Annotated in this window: 17 protein-coding genes and 5 pseudogenes; 15 read left to right on the forward strand and 7 right to left on the reverse strand. The window is 68.5% G+C overall.

Annotated features, from left to right (window positions below):
* The first annotated feature begins 59 nt into the window (after positions 1-59).
* Both O7601_RS17885 and O7601_RS17890 read left to right on the forward strand, forming a co-directional pair.
* Positions 60-3,425: a DUF5682 family protein gene (locus O7601_RS17885; RefSeq protein WP_281562249.1), complete on the forward strand. Its 3,366-nt coding sequence runs from the start codon at positions 60-62 to the stop codon at positions 3,423-3,425.
* Positions 3,422-5,215 (forward strand): SWIM zinc finger family protein, encoded by a 1,794-nt coding sequence (locus O7601_RS17890; protein WP_281562250.1) that lies wholly within the window; start codon positions 3,422-3,424, stop codon positions 5,213-5,215. Before O7601_RS17885 ends, O7601_RS17890 begins: the two co-directional genes overlap by 4 nt.
* A gap of 411 nt (positions 5,216-5,626) precedes the next feature.
* Here the strand turns inward: O7601_RS17890 and O7601_RS17895 are convergent, their stop codons facing one another.
* A complete protein-coding gene (locus O7601_RS17895; RefSeq protein ID WP_281562251.1) occupies positions 5,627-6,484 on the reverse strand; it encodes a hypothetical protein in 858 nt (285 codons plus the stop codon).
* An 85-nt stretch (positions 6,485-6,569) separates the two neighbouring features.
* Between O7601_RS17895 and O7601_RS17900 the strand changes: the two are divergent.
* A pseudogene (locus O7601_RS17900) lies at positions 6,570-7,420 on the forward strand (IS5 family transposase).
* Between the two features lie 1,076 nt (positions 7,421-8,496).
* Here O7601_RS17900 and O7601_RS17905 read toward each other — a convergent pair.
* Positions 8,497-9,426 carry a hypothetical protein gene (locus O7601_RS17905; protein WP_281562252.1) on the reverse strand — a complete coding sequence of 310 codons (930 nt, stop codon included), beginning with the start codon at positions 9,424-9,426 and terminating at the stop codon, positions 8,497-8,499.
* A 123-nt stretch (positions 9,427-9,549) separates the two neighbouring features.
* Between O7601_RS17905 and O7601_RS17910 the strand changes: the two genes are divergently transcribed.
* The 8 genes and pseudogenes from O7601_RS17910 (at position 9,550) to O7601_RS17945 (ending at position 17,436) form a co-directional block, all read left to right on the forward strand.
* On the forward strand, positions 9,550-10,146 hold the full coding sequence (locus O7601_RS17910) for a hypothetical protein (RefSeq protein WP_281562253.1): 597 nt from the start codon (positions 9,550-9,552) through the stop codon (positions 10,144-10,146).
* A gap of 198 nt (positions 10,147-10,344) precedes the next feature.
* Positions 10,345-10,488, forward strand: a pseudogene (locus O7601_RS17915) (transposase); the annotation flags it as partial.
* Between the two features lie 210 nt (positions 10,489-10,698).
* A pseudogene (locus tag O7601_RS17920) lies at positions 10,699-10,791 on the forward strand (IS5/IS1182 family transposase); the annotation flags it as partial.
* A gap of 95 nt (positions 10,792-10,886) precedes the next feature.
* Positions 10,887-12,290, forward strand: a complete 1,404-nt coding sequence (locus O7601_RS17925) for a hypothetical protein (protein WP_281562254.1) — start codon at positions 10,887-10,889, stop codon at positions 12,288-12,290.
* Positions 12,291-12,353: 63 nt separating this feature from the next.
* Positions 12,354-13,598, forward strand: a complete 1,245-nt coding sequence (locus O7601_RS17930; RefSeq protein ID WP_281562255.1) for a MoxR family ATPase — start codon at positions 12,354-12,356, stop codon at positions 13,596-13,598.
* Positions 13,595-14,845, forward strand: a complete 1,251-nt coding sequence (locus O7601_RS17935) for a VWA-like domain-containing protein (protein ID WP_281562256.1) — start codon at positions 13,595-13,597, stop codon at positions 14,843-14,845. Before O7601_RS17930 ends, O7601_RS17935 begins: the two co-directional genes overlap by 4 nt.
* A 609-nt stretch (positions 14,846-15,454) precedes the next feature.
* Complete coding sequence (locus O7601_RS17940; RefSeq protein ID WP_281562257.1) at positions 15,455-16,156, forward strand: DUF6218 family protein; 702 nt, start codon at positions 15,455-15,457, stop codon at positions 16,154-16,156.
* Between the two features lie 11 nt (positions 16,157-16,167).
* Complete coding sequence (locus tag O7601_RS17945) at positions 16,168-17,436, forward strand: exonuclease domain-containing protein (RefSeq protein ID WP_281562258.1); 1,269 nt, start codon at positions 16,168-16,170, stop codon at positions 17,434-17,436.
* Between the two features lie 348 nt (positions 17,437-17,784).
* Here the strand turns inward: O7601_RS17945 and O7601_RS17950 are convergent, their stop codons facing one another.
* Complete coding sequence (locus tag O7601_RS17950; RefSeq protein ID WP_281562259.1) at positions 17,785-18,624, reverse strand: IS5 family transposase; 840 nt, start codon at positions 18,622-18,624, stop codon at positions 17,785-17,787.
* A gap of 563 nt (positions 18,625-19,187) precedes the next feature.
* Between O7601_RS17950 and O7601_RS17955 the strand changes: the two genes are divergently transcribed.
* The 4 genes and pseudogenes from O7601_RS17955 to O7601_RS17970 all read left to right on the forward strand — a co-directional run bounded on the left by O7601_RS17955 (position 19,188) and on the right by O7601_RS17970 (position 20,674).
* Positions 19,188-20,186, forward strand: a complete 999-nt coding sequence (locus tag O7601_RS17955; protein WP_281562260.1) for a site-specific integrase — start codon at positions 19,188-19,190, stop codon at positions 20,184-20,186.
* A 3-nt stretch (positions 20,187-20,189) separates the two neighbouring features.
* Positions 20,190-20,321, forward strand: a pseudogene (locus tag O7601_RS17960) (IS256 family transposase); the annotation flags it as partial.
* Positions 20,322-20,383: 62 nt separating this feature from the next.
* Positions 20,384-20,572 (forward strand): annotated as a pseudogene (locus tag O7601_RS17965) (transposase); the annotation flags it as partial.
* Complete coding sequence (locus tag O7601_RS17970) at positions 20,546-20,674, forward strand: hypothetical protein (RefSeq protein ID WP_281562261.1); 129 nt, start codon at positions 20,546-20,548, stop codon at positions 20,672-20,674. The pseudogene O7601_RS17965 and the gene O7601_RS17970, both read left to right, overlap by 27 nt.
* 62 nt (positions 20,675-20,736) lie before the next feature.
* Here O7601_RS17970 and O7601_RS17975 read toward each other — a convergent pair whose 3' ends face one another.
* The 4 genes from O7601_RS17975 to O7601_RS17990 all read right to left on the reverse strand — a co-directional run bounded on the left by O7601_RS17975 (position 20,737) and on the right by O7601_RS17990 (position 24,122).
* The gene (locus O7601_RS17975; protein WP_281562262.1) at positions 20,737-20,922 is read right to left on the reverse strand and encodes a hypothetical protein; all 186 of its coding nucleotides are present in this window, start codon (positions 20,920-20,922) and stop codon (positions 20,737-20,739) included.
* Positions 20,923-21,139: 217 nt separating this feature from the next.
* The gene (locus O7601_RS17980) at positions 21,140-21,892 is read right to left on the reverse strand and encodes an SDR family oxidoreductase (RefSeq protein WP_281562263.1); all 753 of its coding nucleotides are present in this window, start codon (positions 21,890-21,892) and stop codon (positions 21,140-21,142) included.
* The gene (locus tag O7601_RS17985; protein ID WP_281562264.1) at positions 21,889-22,920 is read right to left on the reverse strand and encodes a phosphotransferase family protein; all 1,032 of its coding nucleotides are present in this window, start codon (positions 22,918-22,920) and stop codon (positions 21,889-21,891) included. Before O7601_RS17985 ends, O7601_RS17980 begins: the two co-directional genes overlap by 4 nt.
* Positions 22,917-24,122: an acyl-CoA dehydrogenase family protein gene (locus O7601_RS17990; RefSeq protein WP_281562265.1), complete on the reverse strand. Its 1,206-nt coding sequence runs from the start codon at positions 24,120-24,122 to the stop codon at positions 22,917-22,919. Before O7601_RS17990 ends, O7601_RS17985 begins: the two co-directional genes overlap by 4 nt.
* Between the last annotated feature and the right edge of the window lie 38 nt (positions 24,123-24,160).

Consider the following 24,160-nt stretch of genomic DNA (forward strand, 5'->3'; position numbering starts at 1 on the left):
AGGACCCGCGCGCCGCCATTGCACGTCTCACCGACACAGGCCGTGTCACCCTGATCGGAGTGCGGCACCACTCGCCGGTACTCGCCTCCGCGATCCCCGCCCTGCTGGACGCGGCCCACCCGGACGCGGTGCTGGTCGAGCTGCCCGCCGACATGCAGCCGTGGCTGACCTGGCTGGCGCACCCCGACACCCAGGCGCCGGTCGCCCTCGCCGCCGCCAGCGGTGACGAGGGCGGACCGCTCGCCTTCTACCCGTTCGCCGATTTCTCCCCGGAGTTGGCCGCGCTGCGGTGGGCACAACGGCGAGGCGTGCCGGCCCACTGCTGCGATCTTCCGCTGAGCGACCCGGCGTGGCAGGAACGCCCGGCGGCCGTCGGGCCGCGGGTGAGCGGGTACGCGGACACTGTGCAGGCCACCCTGACCGGTCGGACCGGAGACGACCTGTGGGACCGCTGGGTCGAGGCGGCGGCCCCAGGATCACCGCCCGAAGCGGTACGCCGATCGGCGCTGGCGGTCGGCTGGGCGCTCCGCGCCGATGCCGCCGGAGGCATCGGCGCCCTCGACCAGCGGCGCGAGGCGTGGATGCGACAGCGCATCGCGGAAACCTCCGGCCGCCTCGCCGTCGTCGTCGGCGCCTTCCACGCCCCCGCCCTGACCACACCGGCTCACCCGGCGGCCACCACACCTCCCATACCCGACGTCGGGGGGTCGCGACGAACCCCGCTCATCTCTTTGGTGCCGTACTCGTTCGACCTGCTCGACGCGCGGTCCGGATATCCCGCCGGGATCCGCGACCCTCGCTGGCAGCAGGCTGTCCACGACGCGTACGCCGATTCCACCGCGCTGGCCGCCCACCTGCGCAGCTTCGCCGTCGAGATCACCCGGCACCTGCGGGACCAGGGACACCCCGCCGGGCCGGCCGAGGCCGCCGAGATCACCCGACTCGCCCACGACCTCGCCCACCTGCGGAACCTGCCCGCCGCCGGGCGCGGCGAACTCGTCGAAGCAGTGCAGACCGTCCTCGCCCAGGGCGAGCCGGCCGGCCGGGGGCGAGCGGTCGCCGCCGCGATGCAGCACACCCTGATCGGACAGCACCGCGGTCAGCCCTGCCCTGAGACACCCGTGTGCGGGTTGACTCCCGCGACCACAGCTCTGCTGCGGCAGCTGCGCCTGCCCGGTCCCGGTGACCCGCCCCGCACCGTTCGGCTTGATCCACTGCGTACTCCACTCGACCGGCGACGAGAGGCCGCCCTGCAGCGACTGCTCGCCTGTCAGGTGCCCTACGCCGAGCCTGCCGAGACCACCACGGACGAAACGCTCACCACCCGCTGGCGGCTGCACTGGCAGCCCGGCACCGACGCCGGGCTCGCCGCCGCCGGCTCACACGGCGTCACCCTCGCCCAAGCCGCCGCGGGCATGCTGAACACCCGGCGTCGCCGAGAGCTGGCCGACGGCGGCCCCACCGCCGCGCAGGCTGTCGCCGGGCTCGCCCGCGCCGCCACCTGCGGCCTACCCGACGCCGTCGACGTCCGCCTCGCCGACCTGCACACCGCCGTGACCGACACCGCCACCCTCGCCGAACTCGCCACCGCCGGCCGCCTGCTCCAGCGGCTGCGAAGTGGGCACATCCCCGCCACCCCGACACCACCGACCGGCCTCGACGAGCACCTGACACACCTGCACGCCGCGGCAGTCCGCGCCATCGACGGGCTCGGCGGATCCACCGACCCCGGGGACGCCCGCGCTCTGCTCGACCTCGTCCGGCATGCCGACGACAGCGGCCACCTGCTGCGGCTCAGCCAGGCTGTCAACTGCCTCGCCCGCGACGGCTCACCACTGATGCGGGGAGCGGCCCACGCCGTCCAAGTGCTACTCGGCCTCGCCGCCCCGGACGCGTTCGGCGCGGTCCTGGCATCCTGGACAGAGATGCCCGCCGCCGAATGCACCGACCGACTCCGCGGAGCGCTCACCCTCGCCGGCGCCCTGCTCGAAACCGGCGGGGACACGCTGGCTCCGCTACTGGACACCATCGACGGCTGGGACGACGACCACTTCATCCGCCGGCTGCCCGCGCTGCGGGGCGGGTTCGACGCGTTGAGCCCCGCCGATCGGGACCGTCTCCTGGATACCGTCCGTCACCGCATCGGCGACGTCGACGAGACGATGACCGTCTCACCAGGGCTACTCGCCGACTGGCTCGCCGCCGACCAGTCCGGCCGGCAGGCCCTGACCGCCCTCGGGCTGCCCCTGGGCGGAGCAGACCACACCGCCAAGTGGTCGGCTCCACCACCGCCCCCGGTGGAACCCCGCCCGGCTTCCCGACCGCACACGCTGCCCGCCGCGCAGCGCTGGCGACTGCTGCTCGGCCGCCGCGCCGACGACCTGCCACCGCACGCCCGCCGGCTCGCCACCGCCCTCGATGAGCTGTACGGCAGCGGCTGGGGAGAAGGCTCCCACACCATCACCGGACCGGTCGGCGGACGACAATCCGCATACCCGCAGGTGCGTGAGTGGGCCGACGACCTCGAAGCGCTGTTCGGCGCCGCGGTACGCGACGAGGTGCTCGCCCGCGCCGCCGAACGCGGACGGGCCGATGCCCTGCTCACCATCGCACCCGAAGACGTCCGACCCTCGGTGGAACTGTTGCACACTGTCCTGGCCCTGGCCGGCGGGCTCCCCGAGGCGCGACTCAACCGACTGCGCCCACTCGTGGCCAGGCTCGTCGACGAGCTGACCGCCCAGCTAGCCCGGGAGATCCGGCCGGCACTGACCGGGCTTGCCACACCACGACGCAGCCGTCGACCCAGCGGACGCCTCGACCTCGGCGCCACGGTGCACGCCAACCTGCACACCGCACACCTCGACTCCCGCGGCGCGGTGCAGCTGCGCCCCGAACGGTTCATCTTCCGCAGCCGCGGTCGGCGCAGTGCCGGTTGGCAGATCATCCTCCTCGTCGACGTGTCCGGGTCGATGGAGCCGTCCACGATCTGGGCGGCGCTGACCGCGTCCGTCCTCGCCGGCGTGCCGACCCTACGAACCCACTTCGTCACCTTCTCCACCGAAGTGGTCGACCTGACCGACCGGGTCGCTGACCCACTCAGCCTCCTGTTGGAGATCAGCGTGGGTGGCGGTACCCACATCGCCGCCGCCCTGCGCTACGCCCGGCAGCTCGTCACCACCCCCAGCCGCAGCCTCGTCGTGCTGGTCAGCGACTTCGAAGAGGGGCACTCCATCGGCGGACTTCTGGCAGCCACCCGGGCGCTCGCCGACGACGGGGTCACCCTGCTCGGTTGCGCCAGCCTCGACGACGGGGGTCGACCCCGCTACAGCACCGCCGTCGCCGGGCAGCTGGTGGCCGCCGGGATGCCCGTCGCCGCGCTGAGCCCCACTGAACTGGCCCGTTGGATCGGAGATCAGGTCCGATGAGCCTGCCTGCTGTCGCGCCACACGTCGTCGCCGACGCCGTCGCCGCCCTGCCCAACCGGTTGCTGGCCAAGCTCGACCAGGCCCTGGAGAAACAGCCGACCTGGTCTATCACGACCTCCGCCGACGGGGCGACCGTCACCATCGACGACCAGGTCGCCGTCACCCTCACCACGCCGGTCGACACCGCCGACCGAGCCACCTGCAACTGTCTGCTCGCACCACGCTGCCTGCACCGGGCCGCCGTGCTCAGCGCCGCACCCGTCCTCGCCACCCACCCGCACCAGGCGGTCGCGGCCGGACCGGACCCGGGCACGCCCCAGACCACGGTGACCACCAGCACCGACCTACCCGACGACGCTGCCGACTCGTCCGCCACGGCTGAGCAACACGCCGTCGCCGCGCAGGTACACGAGGTCGCTGCGCAGCTCCTCGAGCACGGCGTGGCAGGCGCTGGCGCGGTGCTCCAAGCGGACCTGCTACGGGCCATCCACCAGGCCCGTGCCATCGGACTGCCCCGACTGGCGACAGCCGCGACCAGAGTGGTGGAACTACTCCGCGCAGCTCGCCGCGGCGTCCCTGGATTCCGGCTGGCCGACCTCGCCGAGGAACTGCGCGAAGTGCTGATCGTCTGTCACCTCCTGACCAACGGGGTGGGTGACCAGCACGTCGCTCGGGGTGTGAGCCGGCGCGGCTACCGCCCGGTCGGGGATCTGCATCTGTACGGGCTGTGCGCGGAGCCCCTGTGCACCACCACCGGCCACCTCGGCGCGGTCAGCTACCTCACCGATGACAACGCGACCATCTGGAGCCTGGCACAGGCACGTCCCGGCGATGGCAACAGCGCCCGCAACGCCGCTCATGCAAACGTCAACTTCGGCGACGCGACGCTCAGCCACCGGGAACTGGGCCGGGCCGGGCTCGTCGCCGTCAACGCGCACGCCTCAACCGACCGGCGACTCAGCCACGGCAGAGCAGTGCAGGCCGTCCGTACCTCGGGTCGCTCGTGGCACGAGGAACCGGCCGCAGCCCTCTGGCGGCAGTCGATCCCCGAACAGGCCGCCCGCTGGCTGAACGCCCTCGACCTCGCCCCACCCGAGCGCCCCGCCGGACACGACCTCGCCTTCCTCGACGGCGTCCTCAACGCCGACCAGCGAGGCCTGCTCCTGACGACAACGCACCTGCCGGGGCCGGTCGTCGTCCTCGCCCCACACGATGATCCGGTGCTCCCGTACGTCGCGAACCTCCGCCTGCTCGCCGCTCACTCCGCAGGCATGCCGGTACGCATGATCGGACGCTTCCACGGACCCTGCCAGGTCCACGGTCTCGCCATTGCCGCGTCCTGGCTGCCGGACCGCTTTGGCGGACACGTCGACCTTGGCATCGACCAGCTACAGCGCGCCGACCTACCCGGCAGCACAACCATTGAGCCTCCGAGCGCCGACCAACCTCAACCGCCATTGCATCTCCTCACCCACCACCTGCAACGAGTGGTCGCCGCTGGCCGCAGTGCCCTGATCTCGGACGTCGACCGCGACGCACGGGCGCTGCTAGACGCCCAGCTGCCGACAGCCGCGTCCGTGCTGCAGGAGTTGCGGCGCGCGGGCCACCGGCGTAGCCGCGACGCGTTCGGCCGTTTGAACCAGCAGGAATCCACCGTCCTGGCGGTGGCCTGGCTGACTGCCGCGACCTATCAACACGCTGCGGTAATGGCCGCAACCGCAGGTTCATGGCAATCGAGTTCACTCGATTGCCGCCAGGCGGCAGTCGCAGCGGCGTCAACGAGTTCGTGATGCCCAGGTGGGCCAGGCGCGGCCTGTAGTGCGGGATCAACCGCGACAAGCGCAGTCGGGCCGTGGCCACCAGGTTCGACAAACTCGCCGTGCGCTACGAAGCCACGATCCTCCCGCGGCCATCAACGAGTGGCTGTGACCGGCTTGGACACAGCCCTCGATGTGCACTTCCGGGATGCTGGGGCGCGGTGGCCGATTGGCCATGCAGCTGGCGGAGAGGCGCTGGACTGCTGGTCTCCAGTCAGCGCCTCATCCCGGCATCGTGCCCGAGTTACGACAACAGGCTCCACCTCATATTCAGATCGGTCGGCTCACCCTGATGCTGCCCCGGCGTATGCCGATTGTCATGACGGAGTGGGCACGTGTCTTGAACGAGCGCGCCGTCGGCGCGGGGAGCACGGCTCGGCGCAGCTATCTGCTTGGCGGGGCATCGCCGTCGGCTCGCCAGTCGGTGAACAGCTCGGCAAGTCTGGTCTTGGTCTGATCGGTGAGGATCTTGGTGGCGTCTTCTCCGAGCGGTTTCAGGGCGTGTTGCCGTAGTGCGGGGTGTTGTGCTGGTGCGGGGCAGATGAACACGGCGAGGATCCGTAGTGCGCGCAAGGCTTCATCGTTTGAGATGAGGTCGAGCAGGGGTGCGCCCGCGAACGCTGCGGCCTGGAATCCGTGCCACGCCTTGTCGACGATCAGACTGACAAGGGCATCGGTGACGTGGGGTCGGTCGGGCTGTAGTCCCGAACCCAGGATCAGGGCTTTGGCCTTTTTGGGGATGCTGTCGAAGCCTCGTTGGGTCATCTCGATCGCCTGGACCAGCCCGATGAAGAGATCGCACCAGAAGTGGTTGGTGAGGTCGCGCTTGACGTTGGTGGCGTCCGGAGTGGCACGGTCGATTTCCGTGACGATCTCCTGCCAGGCTCCGCGCGTCATTTCCTCGGCAAGCGCTGTCACCTGCTCGGCTGGCGTCGGGTACGGCTCGCCGTTCTCGGGCCCCACGGGCGGCGACGGAGCGGCAAGCCAGTCCGCGATGTCGATCCGGGCGAGGTCGGTGGTGACTTCCTGGTTGCCGCGGGTCTGCTCCAGGGACCGTGGACGATGCTCTGTCCAGGCCAGTTTGCTCTCGAAGCGCTCCCGGCCCTCGTGACGGGTCAGATAGTCCTGGTCGACGTGGTCGAGCCAACCCTGCACGCCATGCTGGCTGCCGCCGCACTGGGTGCAGAGGCAGCGGTGTCCTCGGGCTGTCTCGCAACTGGGATTGTGTCTGCCGGTGTCCATGTCGCGGCCACCTCGCTGATCCGGTTGACCCGGTGCGGTGCTAGGCGGTGTCTTCAAAGGATCTTGGTGTCGGATGATGTAGCGCGTGGGTCGTCGCTACGAGTTGTCTGACGTCGAGTGGGAAGCCCTGTCGCGGTACCTGCCGTCGGTGGTGACCGGTGGCAGGCCGCGGGCCGATGACCGGCGGGTGCTCAACGGGATCGTGTGGAAGATCCGGGCCGGGGCGGCGTGGCGGGACGTGCCGGCCCGCTACGGGTCCTGGCAGTCGATCTATACCCGTTTTCGCAGGTGGGCACTGGACGGGACGTTCGAGCGGATGCTGGACGGGGTTCGGGCCGACGCGGACGCGGCCGGGGACATCGACTGGCTGGTGTCGGTGGACTCGACGATCGTGCGGGCTCACCAACACGCCGCCGGCGCTAAAGGGGGACCTGCGAAACGGACGAACCACAAGATCACGCCCTCGGTCGATCTCGAGGTGGACTGACCACCAAGATTCACCTCGCCTGCGACGGCGCCGGCCGGACTCTGGCGTTCGTGCTCTCCGGCGGCAACGTCAACGACTGCACCCGCTTCGCCCAGGTCATGGCCGCGATCCGCGTCGAACGTCAGGGTCCCGGCCGGCCTCGGATTCGCCCGGATCACATCATCGCCGACAAGGGCTACAGCTCGAAGGCCATCCGCGCGGACCTGCGCCGGCGAGGCATCGGGCACACGATCCCGGAGCGCGCCGACCAGCAGGCCAACCGCCGCCGGCGCGGCAGCGCAGGAGGCCGGCCGCCGGTGTTCGACAAACAGCTCTACAAGCGGCGCAACGTCGTCGAGCGCTGCTTCAACCGGCTCAAGCAATGCCGCAGCGTCGCGACCCGCTACGACAAGACGGCGACCTCGTACCAGGCCACGGTCACCATCGCCGCCCTACTGCAATGGTTGTGACTCTTTGAAGACACGGCCTAGCGATAGCTGACTAAGTGGAACCTTGTCGATACCCTACGTTACCGGATGGATCGATGCCAATGCCGATCGACTGAGCCTCTCGGGTAGCGGGCAGAACCTCGCGGGTCGCCATCGGACCGGCCTCGCCGGGCGGCTCCGCTGTCAGCGCATGCGTGCCGTGTCAGCCCGTTTCGGCACGGCAGGGGCCGGCCTACTCGATGTGCTCTTTCGGGATGCTGGGTGCAATGGCCGGTCGGCCATGCAGCAGCGCGCAGAGAGGCGCTCGCTGCTGGTTTCCAGTAAGCGCCTCTCTGTCATCTGGGCTGCAGTGAGATCTCACGCCCGTCTCACGGACGGCCCGATATGGCCCGGCAGTGACTGGCGTGGACCGGATCCTCACACCGCCAGTCACCTGCATGTCCGGTACCAGCAGGCATCGTCCGGCAGGTGCCGGTAGACCTACTAGTTCACTGGGGGTCAAGGGGTCGTCGGTTCGAATCCGGCCGTCCCGACTTTGAAAAAGGCCAGCTCAGCTGGCCTTTTTCAGTTATTTCTATGGATGTGTTGATCGGCTTTCGACACGTGATTCTGCCCGTACGAGCGTACGGTCTGGGGTCGATCGCCGTCCTGCCTGCGTTCGGGCGACGAGTGCGCGTGGCTCGGCGGCATCCGATGTCGCGGAGTTCGGTAGAGATCGCGATGACGGTGCAGGCCCCTTGAGCAGGCGTAACGTCCTTGTTCTCTACCATGTGGCCCGGAGGCTTCCTGCGTCTTGGACACCGCGGCCCGGAAGGGCTTGCCTCAGGTCTCGACATCGTCCCTTGTGGATGATCCTGACACGCCTTCGACACGGATGTCCGTACGGTGACGTCGGTGCTTCCCGCCGCCTGTCACGATCGACCCCGAACCGGATGGGCGGCTGCGCGTGTTCTGCGGCGGGCAACTGGTCCGTCGTGTCGGCGGGTGGCGGGGTTCCCATGGCTGGGTGGGCCTCCACCGCAGAAGATTGATCAGCCAAGGACTGCGCCCATGATCAGCCAGGGTCGATACGAACCAACCCCAGGTTAAAGATCAAGCTAGACCGGGTCGAACTGCCAGGCAAACCCGATCACGGAGCGATCGACGACGTCAACGCAGTGGTAAACCGCATTCTCCACGTCGAGTTCTACCGGGTGCTGGCGGGCGACTCGATCGTCGGGGTCTCGGTAGTCCGCCCACTCTGTCCACCAGACCTGGCGGGGCAGCCGCGCGGGATCGAACTGTACCCGGATCGCCACCTTCTCCAAGCGATGGTGCGCCACCCGCCGGAACACCGGCTCGACGTCGGCGGAGTAGTGAAACCGGGTGACGTACTCCATGCTCGTCATCTCACCCCGGTTGAGCTGGCGGGGCAGCATGACGTTGACGGCCCAGAGACTGTCGCGCAGCCAATAAGGCTCGCCGGGTACGCCACCCTGCACGCGCTCGACCTCCACCTCATCGGTGTCGAAGGTGTAGCGATAGGTTGTCAGCCCGTCTACCAGCGACCGGATGTCCTGGATGGTCCGATGCGACGCGGGCTGGCCGTCGGCACCGAGATAGTGGAATTCGTGCAACGAGATCGTCTGGTATTCCGGCGGGTCCGACACTTCCCCGGCGAGCGGTGGAAGGTCTCCGTAGATGACCCGGGCAAGTTCCACGCCCTCCCACTGCCGCCACAGGCTGGCGGCGTGCGCATCGCCGATCCCGAAGGCGTCCACAAACAGTTGCATGGTCTGCCGACTCAACACCTTGCCGGTCAAAGCGCGAGAGACAAGATCCTTAAGCTTCTCCGGATCGAGATCACGATCTGTGGGGGTCCGGGGATTCTGCCAGAGAAACGCGGCGAGCACCTTCGCAACGGCGGCCTGATTCAGGCCGTCGTGGTCACGCAGCACAAGCTCGGCTCGCGCCCAGCGGTCCCGATAGGGTCCGTCAAGCAGTTCCCGCAGGTACATGCTGGCCTGGCGCGCACCACGGGCCTTCATTCCGCTCCCATTCCGATCTCCCTGGGGGTGCGAGGGAAGTGCGAGCAAACATCTCTATTCTCCTGCAGGCAGGCAACCCACCAGCGACCGCAAACGTCGCAATCATCGAGAGATCGATCATCGATGTCAAAAAACAGGAAAATTCTTCTGGCGGGCATTCCGATCGTCATCGGCGCGTTGATCACCGCAGCCGCGATGATCTATGCGCAGCGCGGCTCGGCCGACAGCCCGCCGGAGAGTACCCGGACCGAGGCGACCATCGGCGACGACGCCGGTAACGGCTGTGTCAACTTCGGTGCCCAGGGGACCGTGAACTGCCACGGGGTACCGGAGAAGAAGCAGTTACCGTACGGCACGCAGGAGGAGCCGTCGGGCCCCGGACCGTGGGGGTTCCGGGTGTACGACACGGTGGTGGACGGCACCGACGTCGGGCTCACCGTCCGCCGCTGCCCGGAGCGGACGTGCGGCTGCGTGGACCCGCACTGTGAGAAGCTCGGCATCGCCCGGCAGGACAGCCCGCTGTTCGCGGTGTGCCAGTTCGACTCCGGGTTCAACGGCAACGACACCAGCTCGGTCTGGCTAAAGGTCAAGTGGCCCAACAACCGAGGCGGCGACCGGACCACCCAGGTCAGCTCCGAACAGGACCCGTACCTCGGATGGGTGCTGAAGAAGTACACCACGCCGGCCGGACACAACGGAAACATCCGTACCTGTGCCTGAGCCCTGCCGGTGATCGGTGGTGGTCACCCCGATGGCGGTCAGCGAGGTCCGCTGACCGCCACAGCCGGATTAGTAGTGCTTTGTTAGGTCGTTGTGGCGTGTCGCTTGAATGTACGTCGTGGTGGTGTTTGGGTGCGGTGCGTGGATGAGCGGGAACTCGTTCGGGTGCGGACGCGGTTGGAGGACTTCGCGGCGGGGATCTTCGCGGGGTTGCGGCGCTCGGATCAGCGGGCGACCGGTCTGCGGTATCTGCGTGGGCTGATGCTGGACGGCCGGCGGAAGTCGATGCAGCCGATGGCGGAACGGCTCGGGGTCGAGCATCAGCAGTTGCAGCAGTTCCTGACTTCGTCCAGACCACCTACTTCCGGCCCGGTGTGTCGTTCAAGACGTTCGACTATCTGCGAGCGTTCACCTGGCGCCTCGGCTCGTACCGATCGCGAGTCTGCGGCGTGCCGGTCGAGCAGCAGTCCCCGGATCGTCCGGCCGAGTGGGTGGCGCCGGCCTCCATGGTGACGACGACTTCCCGGCCGGGTTGGCGCATCGCTCAAGTTCCCCGCTCAGTTTCGTAGGCTGGTCCGTCTCGTCGCCGAGGGCGGCGGGGCCGTGATCGCGGACGGGCGACCGGGCCGGCAGCGGGCCCTCGACTTTGTACCTTGGCTAGCTCGCGGCGGAGCGCTACACTGCGCCGCGATGAACTCTTCTCTCAGATTGGGGGTCCGGTTCGCGCAAGGTGAGTGCTGATGCGCTCCCTGGCCGCGAATGCGGATTCCCGCCTTTCCCTCTGGCGGCGCGTGCGTGAGTACGCCGTGCCGCCGTCCATGATCGAAGCCGCAACAGTTCGTCGTCGCGTTGGTGACTGGGCTGGTGCATGCGCGGCCGCTCGCGTCGATGTTGACCTGAACCTGCGCGCCGTGGCTCGCTGCCACGGTCGGGAACTGGCCGCCCGGCTGCGGTCCGATCTCCGGTACCTCGCGCCAGACCTGCTGCGCTGGCATTTGCCGAGGATCGCTCCGGACGGGCTGCTGCGCCCGGGCCTGACTATCTCGCTGACGCGGTACGGCCTGACGGAACACGACGGCGCTGAGCCGGTGCACCTCGTGGCCCGGACTCCACCGGCCTGGGCGGATGCGGGCCAGCGGATCAGCCTGGCGCTGTGGGCCGTTGGATGCCGCGACAAGGACGACGGCCCTCATCCGCATCCGCGTCCCGACCGTCGGTTCCGCCTGGACCTGCACCGCCACTTGTGGGATGCGCGGAGAGCCGACGAGTTGCGGTGCCGCTCGGGCCTGGAGCAGCTGCCCTCCGACAACGCCGCCGCGGTGCACCGTGATCCGCTGTGGGACGCGTTGCGGGAATGTGGTTTCGCGGTGGACCGGTGGGCGGCCGAAGCGACGCTGCTGCTCCATGAGGAGGGCCGGACCAGCGGTTCGGTGGTGGTGCGGCTCGGCCCTCGACGTCGTCTGGTCCTGGACGTTGCTCCGGCAAGCACGGACCTGCGGCCACCCGCGGCGCGAATCGCCGGGGCCTCGCGGGCTGGTGGTGTCGCCGGGGGGCCGGTGCTGCCAGACGCGGCGACCTGGCTGGCACCCGATGTGGAGCTGCTGCGTCGCGGGCGGATCGCAATCGACCGGCTGCACCCGCTGGTGGCCTCCGCGCTCGCGCCTGGTCACCTACCGGCCGGCACCCCGACGTTGCCGGACCCGGCGGCAACGCCAGGTCTCGTTGCCTGCCGGGGAGCCTGGCACCGCATCGGCCTGGTGGACGGTGGGCTCACACCCCTGGACCACGGCCCAGCGGAGATTCGCCGGGAGGAACTGCTGGCCGCGCTGACCGGCAACCCGCTTCCCTGCCTGCGGGCTATCGACGAGGCGCACCGCAGCCCGGAGTGCCTTCCGGACATCCGTGCCCGCTTGGACCACGGGGACACCGCCGGCGCGCTGGCCACTGTCGAGGCCCTGCTCGGGCCCGATGCGCTTCTGCGCTGCGGGGATCTGCGGGAGGAGCTGGAAGACGCCGCGTTGCGGCGGATCACGTACGGGCTGTTCCGAGCCGGGCTGACCGGACACGGACCTGCTCCCTGCTCCCGGGACTGGCAGCCCAAGCGTGACCGCCGCTCCCACCCACGTCACGCGATCGCCCGCTGACCAGCGGTCCGCTACCCCTGCCCGGCCCAGGCCGGCCCACCACGATCTCAAAGGTGATCTCAGATGCCTTCCACCCGTACCTCGATCGACCCCACCCCGATGCCGCAGCTCGACGTCGCCGCCGACCTGCTCGCGCTGCTTTCCGACACCACCACAGAAACCCGCTGCCACCCGCAGTTGGAGGCGCTGACCCTGGCCGTGGCAGCCGACCTTCCGGTGCTGCTGTGGGGCGAGCCGGGAATCGGCAAGACTGCCGCGCTGACGCAGCTCGCCGCATCCCTGGACCTGCCGCTCACAACGGTGATCGCCAGTGTCCACGAGCCGTCCGACTTCTCGGGACTGCCCGTCGTCGGCGACGACCCGGCGACCCAGGGTGTGCCGATGGCGCCGCCGGACTGGGCCGTGCGCCTGGTATGCGCCGGTCGCGGACTGTTGTTCCTAGACGAACTGTCCACCGCCCCGCCCGCCGTGCAGGCCGCCCTGCTCCGCCTCGTGCTCGAACGGCGGATCGGTAGCCTGCGTCTGCCGGCCGGGGTCCGGATCGTGGCCGCCGCCAATCCACGGTCCTCCGCCGCCGACGGCTGGGAGCTGAGCCCGCCGCTGGCCAACCGCTTCGTCCACCTACAGTGGACTCACGACCATGAGGTCGTCGTACGCGGTCTGGGTGGGACCTGGCCCCGGGCTATGCCGCCCCGGCTCGACCCGCAGCGGCTGCCCGAGGCCGTTGCCCTCGCCCGCCGTGCGGTTTGTGGGCTGCTGTCGGCTCGCCCGGGGCTCGTGCACCGGCTGCCTACCAGTGAGGCCAGCCGTGGTGGTCCGTGGCCGTCGCCGCGCAGCTGGGAGATGACCCTGCGCCTGATTGCCTTCGCCACTGCGGCCGACGTCTCCCGGGAGGTCCTGTCGATGCTGGTCAGAGGCACTGTAGGTGACGGCCCCGGACTGGAACTGCTGGCCAGCCTGGACCGGATGGACCTCCCCGACCCCGAGGTGCTGCTCGCCGACCCGGCCACCGCCGTCCTGCCCGAGCGGGGCGACCTACGCCAGGCCGTGCTCGACGGTGTGGTGGAGGCGGTACGCCGGCGTCCGGATCAGTCCCGCTGGGATGCGGCCTGGGCACTGCTGGTCCGGGCCGTGGAGACCGGTGCCCCGGACCTGGTGGTCGTGCCCGCGTCCACCCTCGCCCGGCTGCGCCAGGAAAACTGGGACGTGCCCGCCTCGATCGAGCAGCTCGCCGGGGCAGTCTCCTTGTCTCGACGGGCCGACCAGACGGCGGCCCGGGTTGCGGCGGTCGCGGGGACCGGCCGATGAGCACCGAACACTCCGGGACGCTGGACCGGGACAAGCTCTTCACCGCCCGGCTGCACGCCGCCCGGGTCCGGCCCTACCTGGCGACGGCGCTGTTCGCCCTGCATGTGGTCGAGTCCCGGTGGGTGCCGACGATGGCGGTGGACCCGCACTGGCGGTGCTACGTCTCGCCAGCGTTCGTGGACCGGACACCTGTGGAGGAACTCTCCGGAGTGTGGGTACACGAGGTCTCGCACCTACTGCGTGACCACCACGGGCGCGGCGACCGGATCGCGCGGGAACGAGGGCTGACCGGGCCGGGGGAGCGACTGCGGATGAACATCGCCGCGGATTGCGAGATCAACGACGACGTCTTCGGCAACGGGCTGGCCCGCCCGGAAGGCGCGGTCGAGCCGAGTTCCCTGCTGCTGCCCGAGGGCCAGCTAATGGAGGACTACCTGCGGCAGTTCCGGCTCGGGCCGCGTACCCAGCATCTGGCCTGGCTGAACTGCGGCAGCGGCGCCGACGGGCTGCAGCGAGAGTGGGACCTCGGACCCGACGGCGCGCACGCCCTCAGCCCGCAGGAGCGGGATGCGGTGCGGTTCCGGGTGGCCGAGGGCATCACCGGCCGACCGGGAAACGTCCCCCAGGGCTGGCGACGGTGGGCGGAACGGGCGTTCCATCCACCACAGCCGTGGCGAGAACTCCTGGGAGCCGCGGTCCGCTCGGCGGTTTCCGCGCCCGGCGTGGGCGAGGACTACACCTACGGCCGGCCGTCACGGCGCTCCGCCGGCGCACCCGGCGTCGTCCTGCCGGCGCTGCGACGCCGGCCACCGCGGGTCTGCGTCATCATCGACACCTCCGGGTCGGTCAGCGACGCCGAACTTGGCAGCGCCCTGCTCGAGGTCGCCGCGATCTCCCGGGCCGTGGGTGGCCGCCGCGACCTCGTCACCGTGCTGCCCTGCGACGCGGCAGCCCAAGTCGTACGCCCACTGTGCCGAGCCGAGGACATCCCACTAGTCGGTGGTGGGGGTACCGACCTGCGCGCCGGTTTCGCCCGAGCGCTGCGAGACAGACCAGGCCCGGATGTCATCGTCGTGCTGTCCGATGGACAGACACCCTGGCCGACCTCACGCCCGCGCTGTCGGACCGTCGTGGGACTGTTTTCTCGACTCGGCCGGTGGGACGAGAACGACCCCGACTATATGCCGGACTCACCGCCCGAGTGGGCGCGCGTGGTCACCATCGGATCCGCTCCCACCGCTCGGTGAGCCCAGCCAGCGTCAGCAAATCGGTGACGAGCTCCTCGAAGAATCCGGGTTGTTGTGGAAGCAGAAGGCGCTGAATGCCTCCAACTCCTATCCTAGGACGCTCTGCAGGCTGTGTTTCTCATCAACGGTGCAGTCTGGATGAGGCGGCAGGGCGGGTCCTCGCCGTAACGGACCCGGTAACGGCGACGGCCCCGCCCACGCAGGGAGCCGGTGGCGCGCGAGGCAACGCCAGCCAGTGTCGTTCTTTGTCAGCACCTTCGAGCGCCACTCGCAGTGGGTCGCTGCGGTGGGCGCCCCGGTGCTTGTCAAGGCACGGGGCCGCCGACAGATGCTCCTCCCGTCGGTTGCCTGTTAGTCGCTGTCGATCAGTGAGTGGCGTCGGCGGTGTTAGAGCGGGCACCGGTTTGGACAAAACCGTCTCTTCTCCGGATAGCGGTCGAGGCATCAGATTGACAACCGGCCAGCCAGCAGCATGTCCCGCTGGTGCGGATCACCCGGATGGATGTCGAGGTTGCACCTCGGACCGGGGAGCGGTAGCCCTTCACCTGATTTGGTACGCCTTCGAGAGTGGTTACATCGACCCTCCCTTCTCGATGGTGAAGGAGAGCCGTGACATCGAATCCTGATCAACCAAACGATGAACTTGCTGTCACAAGTGACTATGTGCCCGGGGTACGTGGCCACGCGGTCCTCGCGGTGGGTGCCGATAGCGACGGTCGCGAAGCGCTGGCTATATGGCGGTTGAGCGCCATCGGGCGTGCTGGCGGTGCCTGGGTGCTGCGTTTTGACGAGGTCGAGCGCGATGCCGAGCAGATGGTCGCGGTTGTGCGGTTGCTGGTGGACAGGTGCTTGATCGATTGGGAAGTCGATGCCGTGACCAGCATCCTGGACAGGATCGGCCATCTGCTGCCGGCTCCAACGGTTGCTGCTCTGGAGGGCAACGTTCTTGCGATTCCCGATCTGCTTGATGAGATCGCCGAGCAGCGGGCCTGGTACGACGAGGCCGTCGAGCGGCATCGTGCGTTGTCGAAGTCGAAGATCGCCTCGCTTGCATGGCCGACCGAGGTGCCGGCCTGGAAAGAACTCGCGGAACGCACGTCTGCGCAGCCGGCAGCTGCTTCACCGGTCGCGGCGACTGCCTTGGCGCTGACGTCGGCTGTCGCAGCCACCGCGCAGTTGTGGGAGGACACCGAGCAGACGCGTTACCGGCGTAGCTACCTGCGCTCGTTGGGTAAGCCGCTGCCGCTGGCGCCTCGTTGGCTAGCGCGATTGCGGGAAGCCGTGGCCAGCAGGGCAGCGATGTCGGCGTAGGGGAGGGACTTATGTACGCGGTCATCGACTTGGAGACCACAGGCACGAGGACCAGTTGGCACGACCGGATTGTCGAGGTTGCTGTGGTGCACCTTGACGAGCGCGGCCGGGTCACCGGGGAATGGTGCAGTCTCGTCAACCCGGAACGGGATCTCGGTCCGCAGCTCATTCACGGCATCACCGCAGCCGAGGCCCGGCGGGCTCCCACGTTCGAGCAGATCGCCGGACATGTCGCTGGGCTGGTACGCGGTCGTGTTCTCGCCGCGCACAACCTCCACTTCGACGCGTCGTTCCTGCGGGCTGAGTACAGGCGGACGGGAATTCAGGCACCTATTGACCCAGCTGCTGGGTTGTGCACGATGCGGTTGGCGTCGCATTTCCTGCCGTTGGCCGGAAGAAGTCTGTACGACTGCTGCCGGGCGGCTGGATTGCCGCCGCACCGAGCACATTCCGCGCTGCATGATGCCCGAGCGGCCGCCCAACTGCTCGTGCGGTACCTTGCCTCAGCCGGCACCCCACCTCCATGGGAGCCTGCGATAACGACGGCGGCCAAGCTTTCGTGGCCGCCCATTCGGGCCGTATCGGTCGTGCCCGTCCAACGCCGGACACCTGGCTATCGCGACCAGCACTTCCTCGCCCGACTCGTCGATCGACTGCCACGGCTACACGAGCCGAAGGGTGATGCCTACCTGGATCTGCTTGACCAGGCTCTCCTCGATCGGCATGTCTCGACCACTGAGGCAGACGCACTTGTCGCCACGGCGGAAGACCTTGGTTTGGCTCGCGTCGATGTTGAGGATCTACACCGTTCCTACCTCGCCGGCCTAGCCGAGGTCGCAGCCGAGGACGGTGTAGTGACGGCCGCAGAGCGGCATGACCTGATTCAAGTTGCCGATCTGCTGGGCCTACCACGACCCGAGGTAGACAATGCCCTGCAAATCGCCATGACCGACAGCAGCCGGCAGCGACGGCACCGCCGCGACCAGTGGAACCTCAAAGCAAACGATCTCGTGGTCTTCACCGGTGAGATGCGCCCTCAACGGTCGGAATGGGAGGAGGAAGCGACAGCAGCCGGTCTGCGCGTAGGCGACCGTGTCACGAAGAAGACCCGACTCCTTGTTGCTGCCGACCCAGACAGCATGTCCGGGAAGGCTGAAAAGGCCCGCCAGTACGGCATTCCGATCGTTCACCCCACCGCGTACAAGCAGATGCTCGCCGGCCTCGAGGCTCCCGGTGCCGGCACACTGCCGGACGGTAGAAGCATGGCTGGGACGCGCTGAATCGATCGGACGGGACGCGGCGGCCGGAAGTGGCGACGGTCTACGGCATTGTTGTCATCGGGGGAGTGGCGCTGGCGATTGCGCCAGCGCCACTCCAAACCGAACTGCCGTGATGTCTCACGCTCGTCTCACGGATGGTCCGAGAGGGCTCGATAGAGCCCGACCTGTCCCGGACCGCCACCTGCCCGTTGACCTGCATGTCCGGCAGGAGCCGGTACCGTTCGGCAGACCCCGGCAGTCCTGCTGGTTCTCTGGGGGTCAAGGGGTCGTCGGTTCGAATCCGGCCGTCCCGACTTTAAAAAGGCCAGCTCGGCTGGCCTTTTTCACTTAGAGCGTGTTTGAGAAGGGTCAGGCTTTGAGGTTGTCGAGGGTCCAGGCTCGTTGACGGCGTGCGGGTCGGCCGCGGGTGAGGCGGCGGAGCATGCCGTTGATGGCGGCCCAGCGGATCATGGCTTCGGAGGTGGCGGGGTGGCGTTCGTAGTCGCGGGCCAGTCTGCGGTGGCCGGTCAGCCAGGCAAGGCTGCGCTCGACGACCCATCGGCGGGCGATTACGGCGAATCCTTTCTGGCCTGGGGCCTTGCGTACGATTTCCAGGGTGGTGCGCAGGATGCGTTGGCACCAGTCGACCAGGGTTCCGGCGAAGCCGGCGTCGGCGTAGACGAACCGGACCGGGGTGAACAGGTACGCCGACAGCAGAGTCGTCTTCGCTCCGTCGCGGTCCTGCACGCTCGCGGCCATCACGCACACGACTAGGAGCAGACCCAGGGTGTCGGTGACGATGAACCGTTTGCGGCCGTTGACCTTCTTGCCCGCGTCGTAGCCACGGGTGTCCCGGCCGACGGTGTCGGCGCCTTTGACGCTCTGGGAGTCGATGATGCCTGCCGTGGGTTCGGCGGCGCGGCCTTGGGCGGCGCGGACCCTTCGGCGCAGCGCGACGAGGATCCGCTCGGTGACATCGTCTTCCTCCCAGCGGGTGAAGTACCAGTACACCGTCTGCCACGGCGGGAAGTCGACCGGCAGTTGCCGCCACGAGCAGCCGGTCCGCACCACGTACAGGATCGCGTTCACCACGTCGCGGCGTGGATGTTTCTCCGGCCGGCCACCGGTTCTCGGTGGTGGCAGCAGCGGCTCGACCAGCGCCCATTGGGCGTCGGTCAGGTCCGAGGGGTAGCGACGCTGACGCGACATCGAGCCACTATGGACCAACGGCCGCTAACCGACGGCGCGACACGCCACCCATCACGAGAACTTCTCAAACACCCTCTTATGCCTATGGATGTGTTGATCGGGTTTTGACACTTGATTCTGCCCGTACGAACGTACGGTCTGAGGTCGATCGCCGTCCTGCCTGCATTCGGGCGACGAGTGCGCGTGGCTCGACGGCACCCTGTGCGGCGGAGTGCGGATAGAGATCGCGATGACGGTGCAGGCCCCTTGAGCAGGCGTAACGACCTTGTTCTCTGCCATGTGGCTCGGAGGCTTCCTGCGTCTTGGGCACCGCGGCCCGGAAGGGCTTGCCTCAGGTTTCGACATCGTCCCTTGTGGATGATCCTGACACGCCTTCGACACGGATGTCCGTAGGGTGACGTCGGTGCTTACGCCGCCGGTCACGATCCACCCCGCATCGAGTGGGCGGCCGTTTGTGATCTGCGGCGGGCAGCCGGTCCGTTGTGTCTGCGGGTGGCGGGGTTCCCATGGCTGGGGTGGGCCTCCAGTGCTGGAGGTGATTGCCAGGCGGTGAGGAGGTCGTCGTGGTAGATGGTGGTGTGATCGTTCGGGATCCGGTCACCGGGTTGTACGGGTTCCGGTTGGAGATGGGACGTGACCGTAACGGGGCGCGGATGCAGGCCCGTCGGACGGGGTTCGTGACGGAGAAGACGGCATTGGCCGAGTACCGTCGGCTCAGCCGCCAACGTGACGCGCGAACGGTCCGTCCGAGGCTTACCGACACCGTTGAAACCCTCTGCCAGGACTGGCTTCGTGCCCGTGAGCAGGAACTACAGCCGAACACTGTCTACAACTACACGTGGCTGCTCAGCCTGATCTACCCCTACCTGGGCACCGTGCGAGGCTCGCGGCTCAGCGCCCGGATGACCGAGCGCGCCTACCGCCACCTGGAAGCGGCCGGCTACTCCCGCACCACCCTGCGCACCCTCGACCTCGTGCTGACCAAGGCATACGGCGAACAGACCGGCTTGACCCTCGGCGCGCACCGGCCACGCGAAAGCGACACCCTGCGGCCTGTCTGGACCCTCACCGAAGCGCGCCGCTTCCTCGACCACGTCCACCATGACCGGCTCTACCCGCTGTGGCGGCTGCTGCTGGTCACCGGCCTACGACGCGGCGAACTGTGCGGCCTGCAGTGGCGCGATCTGGAACCGGACCTGGCCACCCTCACCGTCCGCCGGCAACGCGTCGTCGAAGACCCGGCCAGCCGAGTCCGCGACAAGCCACCCAAGTCCCACAACAGCACCCGAACCCTCATTCTCGACCCGGCGACCCTCACGACCCTCACCGCCACGAAAGAACGCTGGTTCGCGGTACATGTTCACCGGCCGCACCGGCCAACCCCTGCGACCCGACAACGTCACCAGCCGCTTCAACCACCTCGCCACCCGCGCCGGAGTCCGCCCCATCGGACCCCACCAGATCCGGCACCTGCTCGCCTCCACCTACCTCGACGCCGGATACGGCATCCACCCACCGTGAACGTTCGTGGTCACGGCGCTAAATATACGAATGGGCATTGACTGTTGCCTGCCCTGGACGTTCACCTCGACGAAGCAGGTGTCGACGAGGCGACCGGCCGGCGAACCAACGTTCGTAACGGGCACGGGGCGAAGACGGTGCAGGCCGAGGTCGGGCCGGTGCGGATCCAGGTTCCGCGGGACCGGGCCGGGTCGTTCACGCCGCGGATCGTGCCCAAGCACGTCCGCCGGTTGGACGGGTTCAACTCTGGCGCCAGTCGTGGCCGCAGTTCGTGCCCTTCTTGGACTACGACCACGAGGTCCGCAAGGTCCTCTACACCACCAACGTCATCGAGAGCCTCAACGCACGGTTCCGCCAAGCCGCCCGCCGGCGCGGGCACTTCCCGACCGAGCAGGCCGCGATGAAGGTGCTCTACCTCGTCGTTCAGCAGAAACGTCGAGGTGGCGGGAGCATCACCGGCCGGGTCTACGGTTGGGCCAAAGCCCTCAACGCCCTGATCCTCGCCTACAGCGACCGGATCGCCATCTAACAACCTCGATCACACCACAGGCCCAACACGGAAATCGACACACTCCCCGGTATGGGCGACCGCTACAACACGTCGGTGACGGTCAGCGGGGCCAGCACCTGGACGGTGGTGGTGGCCATCACCGCGCCGCAGAAGGTCTCGACCACCTGGAGCGGCAGCTTCAGCTGGCACGCCAGCGGAAACATCATGACCGTCCGGTCAAACGGCAGCGGAAACACGTTCGGCTTCACCACCATGTCGAACGGCAACAGCTGGGCCCGACCTCAGATCAGGTCCTGCACCACAGGATGACACCGGTGCCCGCCGCTCGTGATCAGCGGAGCGGCGGGCCTCTGGTAACCAGGAGTCGGTCGGGCTCGCCGCCCTTCTTCAGCTGCTTCCTCAGGAAGCTTAGTGGAGTGGGCTGAGGTTCCCCGGGATGTGGACACTGACCAACCCCGGCCACGCCGCACAGGTTGAATCAAGTTAGGCGCGGTAAAGTTGATCACCGGCTCGGGTGATGACCAGCTCCGGCACCACGGTCTGCGCGGACAGGCGAGTCAGGCTCATCACCAGTTCGGCCACGTCACCTGCCGTGATCATCTTCTCTGGCGGGATCCGGTTGTGGACCCAGGCGCTCATGTCCGTGTCGACGTAACCCGGGCTGACTGCGGTGGCCGTCACTCCGGCGTCAGAGGCTTCTACATTGATCGACCGGCACAACGCGCCGAGTGCCGCTTTGGATGCTCCGTAAGCGGCCAGGCCGGGCTCGGCGTACACACCGGTGATGGACGAGATCGCAATGATCTTGGCGCCGTTCCTCGCGTCCTGGGCAGCAGTGGCGCGCATGAGCGGCATGAGCTCGTGGACCAGGGTGTAGGGGGCCCGTACGTTGACCGCGACCTGCTTGTCGAAGCGGCGCAGGCCGACCGTCTCGATCGGACCGGCCGTGCCGACGCCAGCCGCCAGGACCAACGCGTCCAGCCGGTGGTAGGCCGCCACGTGCGCGTGGGCGACGCGCAGTACGTCGGCCTCCACCGCCATGTCGGCTGACTCGACCCGCACCTGGACGTCATGGCGACGCAGCGCGTCGGCGACTTCTGCCAGGCGTTCGGCGTTGCGGGCGCAGATCGTCAGATCGTGCCCCGTGTGGGCCAGGCGCTGGCAGATGGCGCGTCCGATGCCACCGGTGGCACCGGTGACCAGCGCCACCGGACGGGACGGCGGTGTCGGTGTCACGATGGCCTCCCGACCTGCAGCGCACGCAGACCACCGGCCACCAACTCGGGTACGGCCGCTCCCACGGTCTCGAAGCCGTCTCCGACCGTGAGCCCGCTGCGGTATCGGGCGTGGATGCCCTCGGCGATGACGGCGATTTTGAAATAGCCGAGGGCGAGGTAGTACTCGAGCCGCCTCAGGTCACGACCGGAAGCGCGAGCGTATCGTTCGGCCAGACTCTGCACTGACGGCATGCGTTCGCTCACGCTGGCCGCCGAGCCCACGAGCACCGGCTCGAACGCCGGATCCCGGTAGACCAGGTGTAACCCGAGGTCCGCCAGGGGGTCACCGAGGGTTGCCATCTCCCAGTCCACGACCGCTCTGACCGTCGCGATGTCCTGCTCGTCGAGGATGGTGTTGTCGATGCGGTAGTCACCGTGGACGACCGAGGCGCCGCTTTCGGCCTGCCCATCCTCGGCGAGCTGGCCACGCAGCTTCTCGATGTCGGTCAGCTCGCGGGTGGTCACCCGCTGCCACTGGCTGTACCAGCGGTCCACCTGCCGGCGCAGATACCCTTGCGGGCGCCCGAAGTCGGCCAACCCGATGTCCCGGTAGGGCAGGTCGTGAAGCCGTGCCAAGCCGTCGATCAGCGTGAACGCGCATCGTTCGACATCACCGTCGTCGTGCCGGCTGAGATCCGTTCGGCTCCGCAGTACCTGGCCCGCGACGTGCTCCACGACGGAGAACGGCACGCCGATGACCGAGACGTCCTCGCACAACGTCACCGGTCTGGCGACGGGGACGCCGGTACCGTGCAGGGCGGCTACGACCCGGTATTCGCGGCTCATGTCGTGCGCGGACGGTGTGAGTCCCCCGAGGGGAGGCCGACGCAGCACCCACCGGGCGTACCCGTCGGTCAGCAGGTAGGTGAGATTGGACCGGCCGCCGTGCAGGATTTCGACCTCGACCGGGCCACGCACCTCGGGAACGTGCTCGGTGAAGTACCGCTGCAATGCCTCCAGCGGGAGGCCTCTGGGTTGGCTGCTCACGCCGAGGTCGCTCCGTCCGAGCTGGCCCGGCGTAGTGCCGAGAGTGCGATCGACCATCGGTGTACCTCCGAGGGGCCGTCGTAGATCCGGAACGGCCGTACCTCACGGAGGAAACGGCTGAGCGGGACATCGCCGGACATGCCGAGCCCGCCGCAGATCTGCATCGATCGGTCCACCACCCGCCACACCGCTTCCGCCGTGAAGGTCTTGGCGATCGAGGTCGACTGCTTCCATGGCCCGTTGGTGTCCAGATCCCAACAGCCCTGCATGATGAGTGCGCGGGCGGCGCTGATGTCGATCTCCGAGTCGGCGATCATCCCCTGTGCCATGCCGAGATCGCCCAGCCGGGATCCGAAGAGGCGCCGGTGCGCCGCGTACCCCAGTGCGATGCTGTGGGCTCGTCGGGCGATTCCGAGCCAGCGCATGCAGTGGGACAGTCGGCCGGGACCCAGGCGTACCTGCGCGTAGCGGTAGCCCGCACCTACCTCGCCCAGCACGGCCTCGTCGGGTACCACACATGCGTCGAAGACCACCTCGCAGTGGCCGCCGACGAAGCTCTGGTCGATGGTGTCGAGGTGACGTCCGACCCGGATGCCGGGGTTGTCGGCGTCCACGAGGAACATCGTGGCGCCGTCGCGGTCGCCCGGCTCGCCTGAGGTGCGGGCCATGCAGATGGCAAAGGCCGCCCCGTCGGCCCCGGTCGTGAACCACTTGTGCCCGTCGATCTGCCAGCCGCCGGAGACCTTGGTCGCCCTGGTGGCGAGAGCCGACGGGTCCGAGCCGGCACCCGGGCTCGGCTCGGTCATGGCGAAACAGGATCTCACCTGGCCGGCCGCCAGCGGCCGGAGGTAGCGCTCCTTCTGGTCGAAGGTGGCGATCGCGTCGAGCAGGTGCATGTTGGCCTCGTCGGGGGCGGCGATGTTGAGCGCCAGGGGCCCGTACAACGACCAGCCGGCCTCCTCGAAGACCACGGCCCGGCTGCGCATGTCGAGCCCGTGACCGCCGTACCGCGCGGGTACGTGCGGTGCGAACACCCCTGCCTGCCGGGCCGCCTCCTGTAACCGGAGTCGCAACCGCTCGCCGTCGGCGGCGAGCGCGTCGGCGTGGTGCTCCTCTTCTGGCACCACCACCTCGCGGACGAATGTGGCGGTCCGTCGAGCCAACTCCTCGACGTGGGGCTCGTGGTTCAGCGTGATGGCCAAGGGGGCTCCTGACGTCGCGGCGGATCCCGTGGAGCGCG

It is taken from the genome of Verrucosispora sp. WMMD573 (genome assembly GCF_027497175.1).
Lineage (GTDB): Bacteria > Actinomycetota > Actinomycetes > Mycobacteriales > Micromonosporaceae > Micromonospora.

Excerpts from the sequence above, each read along its gene's own strand:
- O7601_RS17945 (WP_281562258.1), top strand. The coding sequence starts at position 16,168 with ATGTACGCGGTCATCGACTTGGAGACCACAGGCACGAGGACCAGTTGG.
- O7601_RS17935 (WP_281562256.1), top strand. The coding sequence starts at position 13,595 with ATGAGCACCGAACACTCCGGGACGCTGGACCGGGACAAGCTCTTCACC.
- O7601_RS17970 (WP_281562261.1), top strand. The coding sequence starts at position 20,546 with ATGAAGGTGCTCTACCTCGTCGTTCAGCAGAAACGTCGAGGTGGCGGG.
- O7601_RS17925 (WP_281562254.1), top strand. The coding sequence starts at position 10,887 with ATGCGCTCCCTGGCCGCGAATGCGGATTCCCGCCTTTCCCTCTGGCGG.
- O7601_RS17905 (WP_281562252.1), bottom strand. The coding sequence starts at position 9,426 with ATGAAGGCCCGTGGTGCGCGCCAGGCCAGCATGTACCTGCGGGAACTG.
- O7601_RS17930 (WP_281562255.1), top strand. The coding sequence starts at position 12,354 with ATGCCTTCCACCCGTACCTCGATCGACCCCACCCCGATGCCGCAGCTC.
- O7601_RS17910 (WP_281562253.1), top strand. The coding sequence starts at position 9,550 with ATGTCAAAAAACAGGAAAATTCTTCTGGCGGGCATTCCGATCGTCATC.
- O7601_RS17890 (WP_281562250.1), top strand. The coding sequence starts at position 3,422 with ATGAGCCTGCCTGCTGTCGCGCCACACGTCGTCGCCGACGCCGTCGCC.
- O7601_RS17950 (WP_281562259.1), bottom strand. The coding sequence starts at position 18,624 with ATGTCGCGTCAGCGTCGCTACCCCTCGGACCTGACCGACGCCCAATGG.
- O7601_RS17895 (WP_281562251.1), bottom strand. The coding sequence starts at position 6,484 with ATGGACACCGGCAGACACAATCCCAGTTGCGAGACAGCCCGAGGACAC.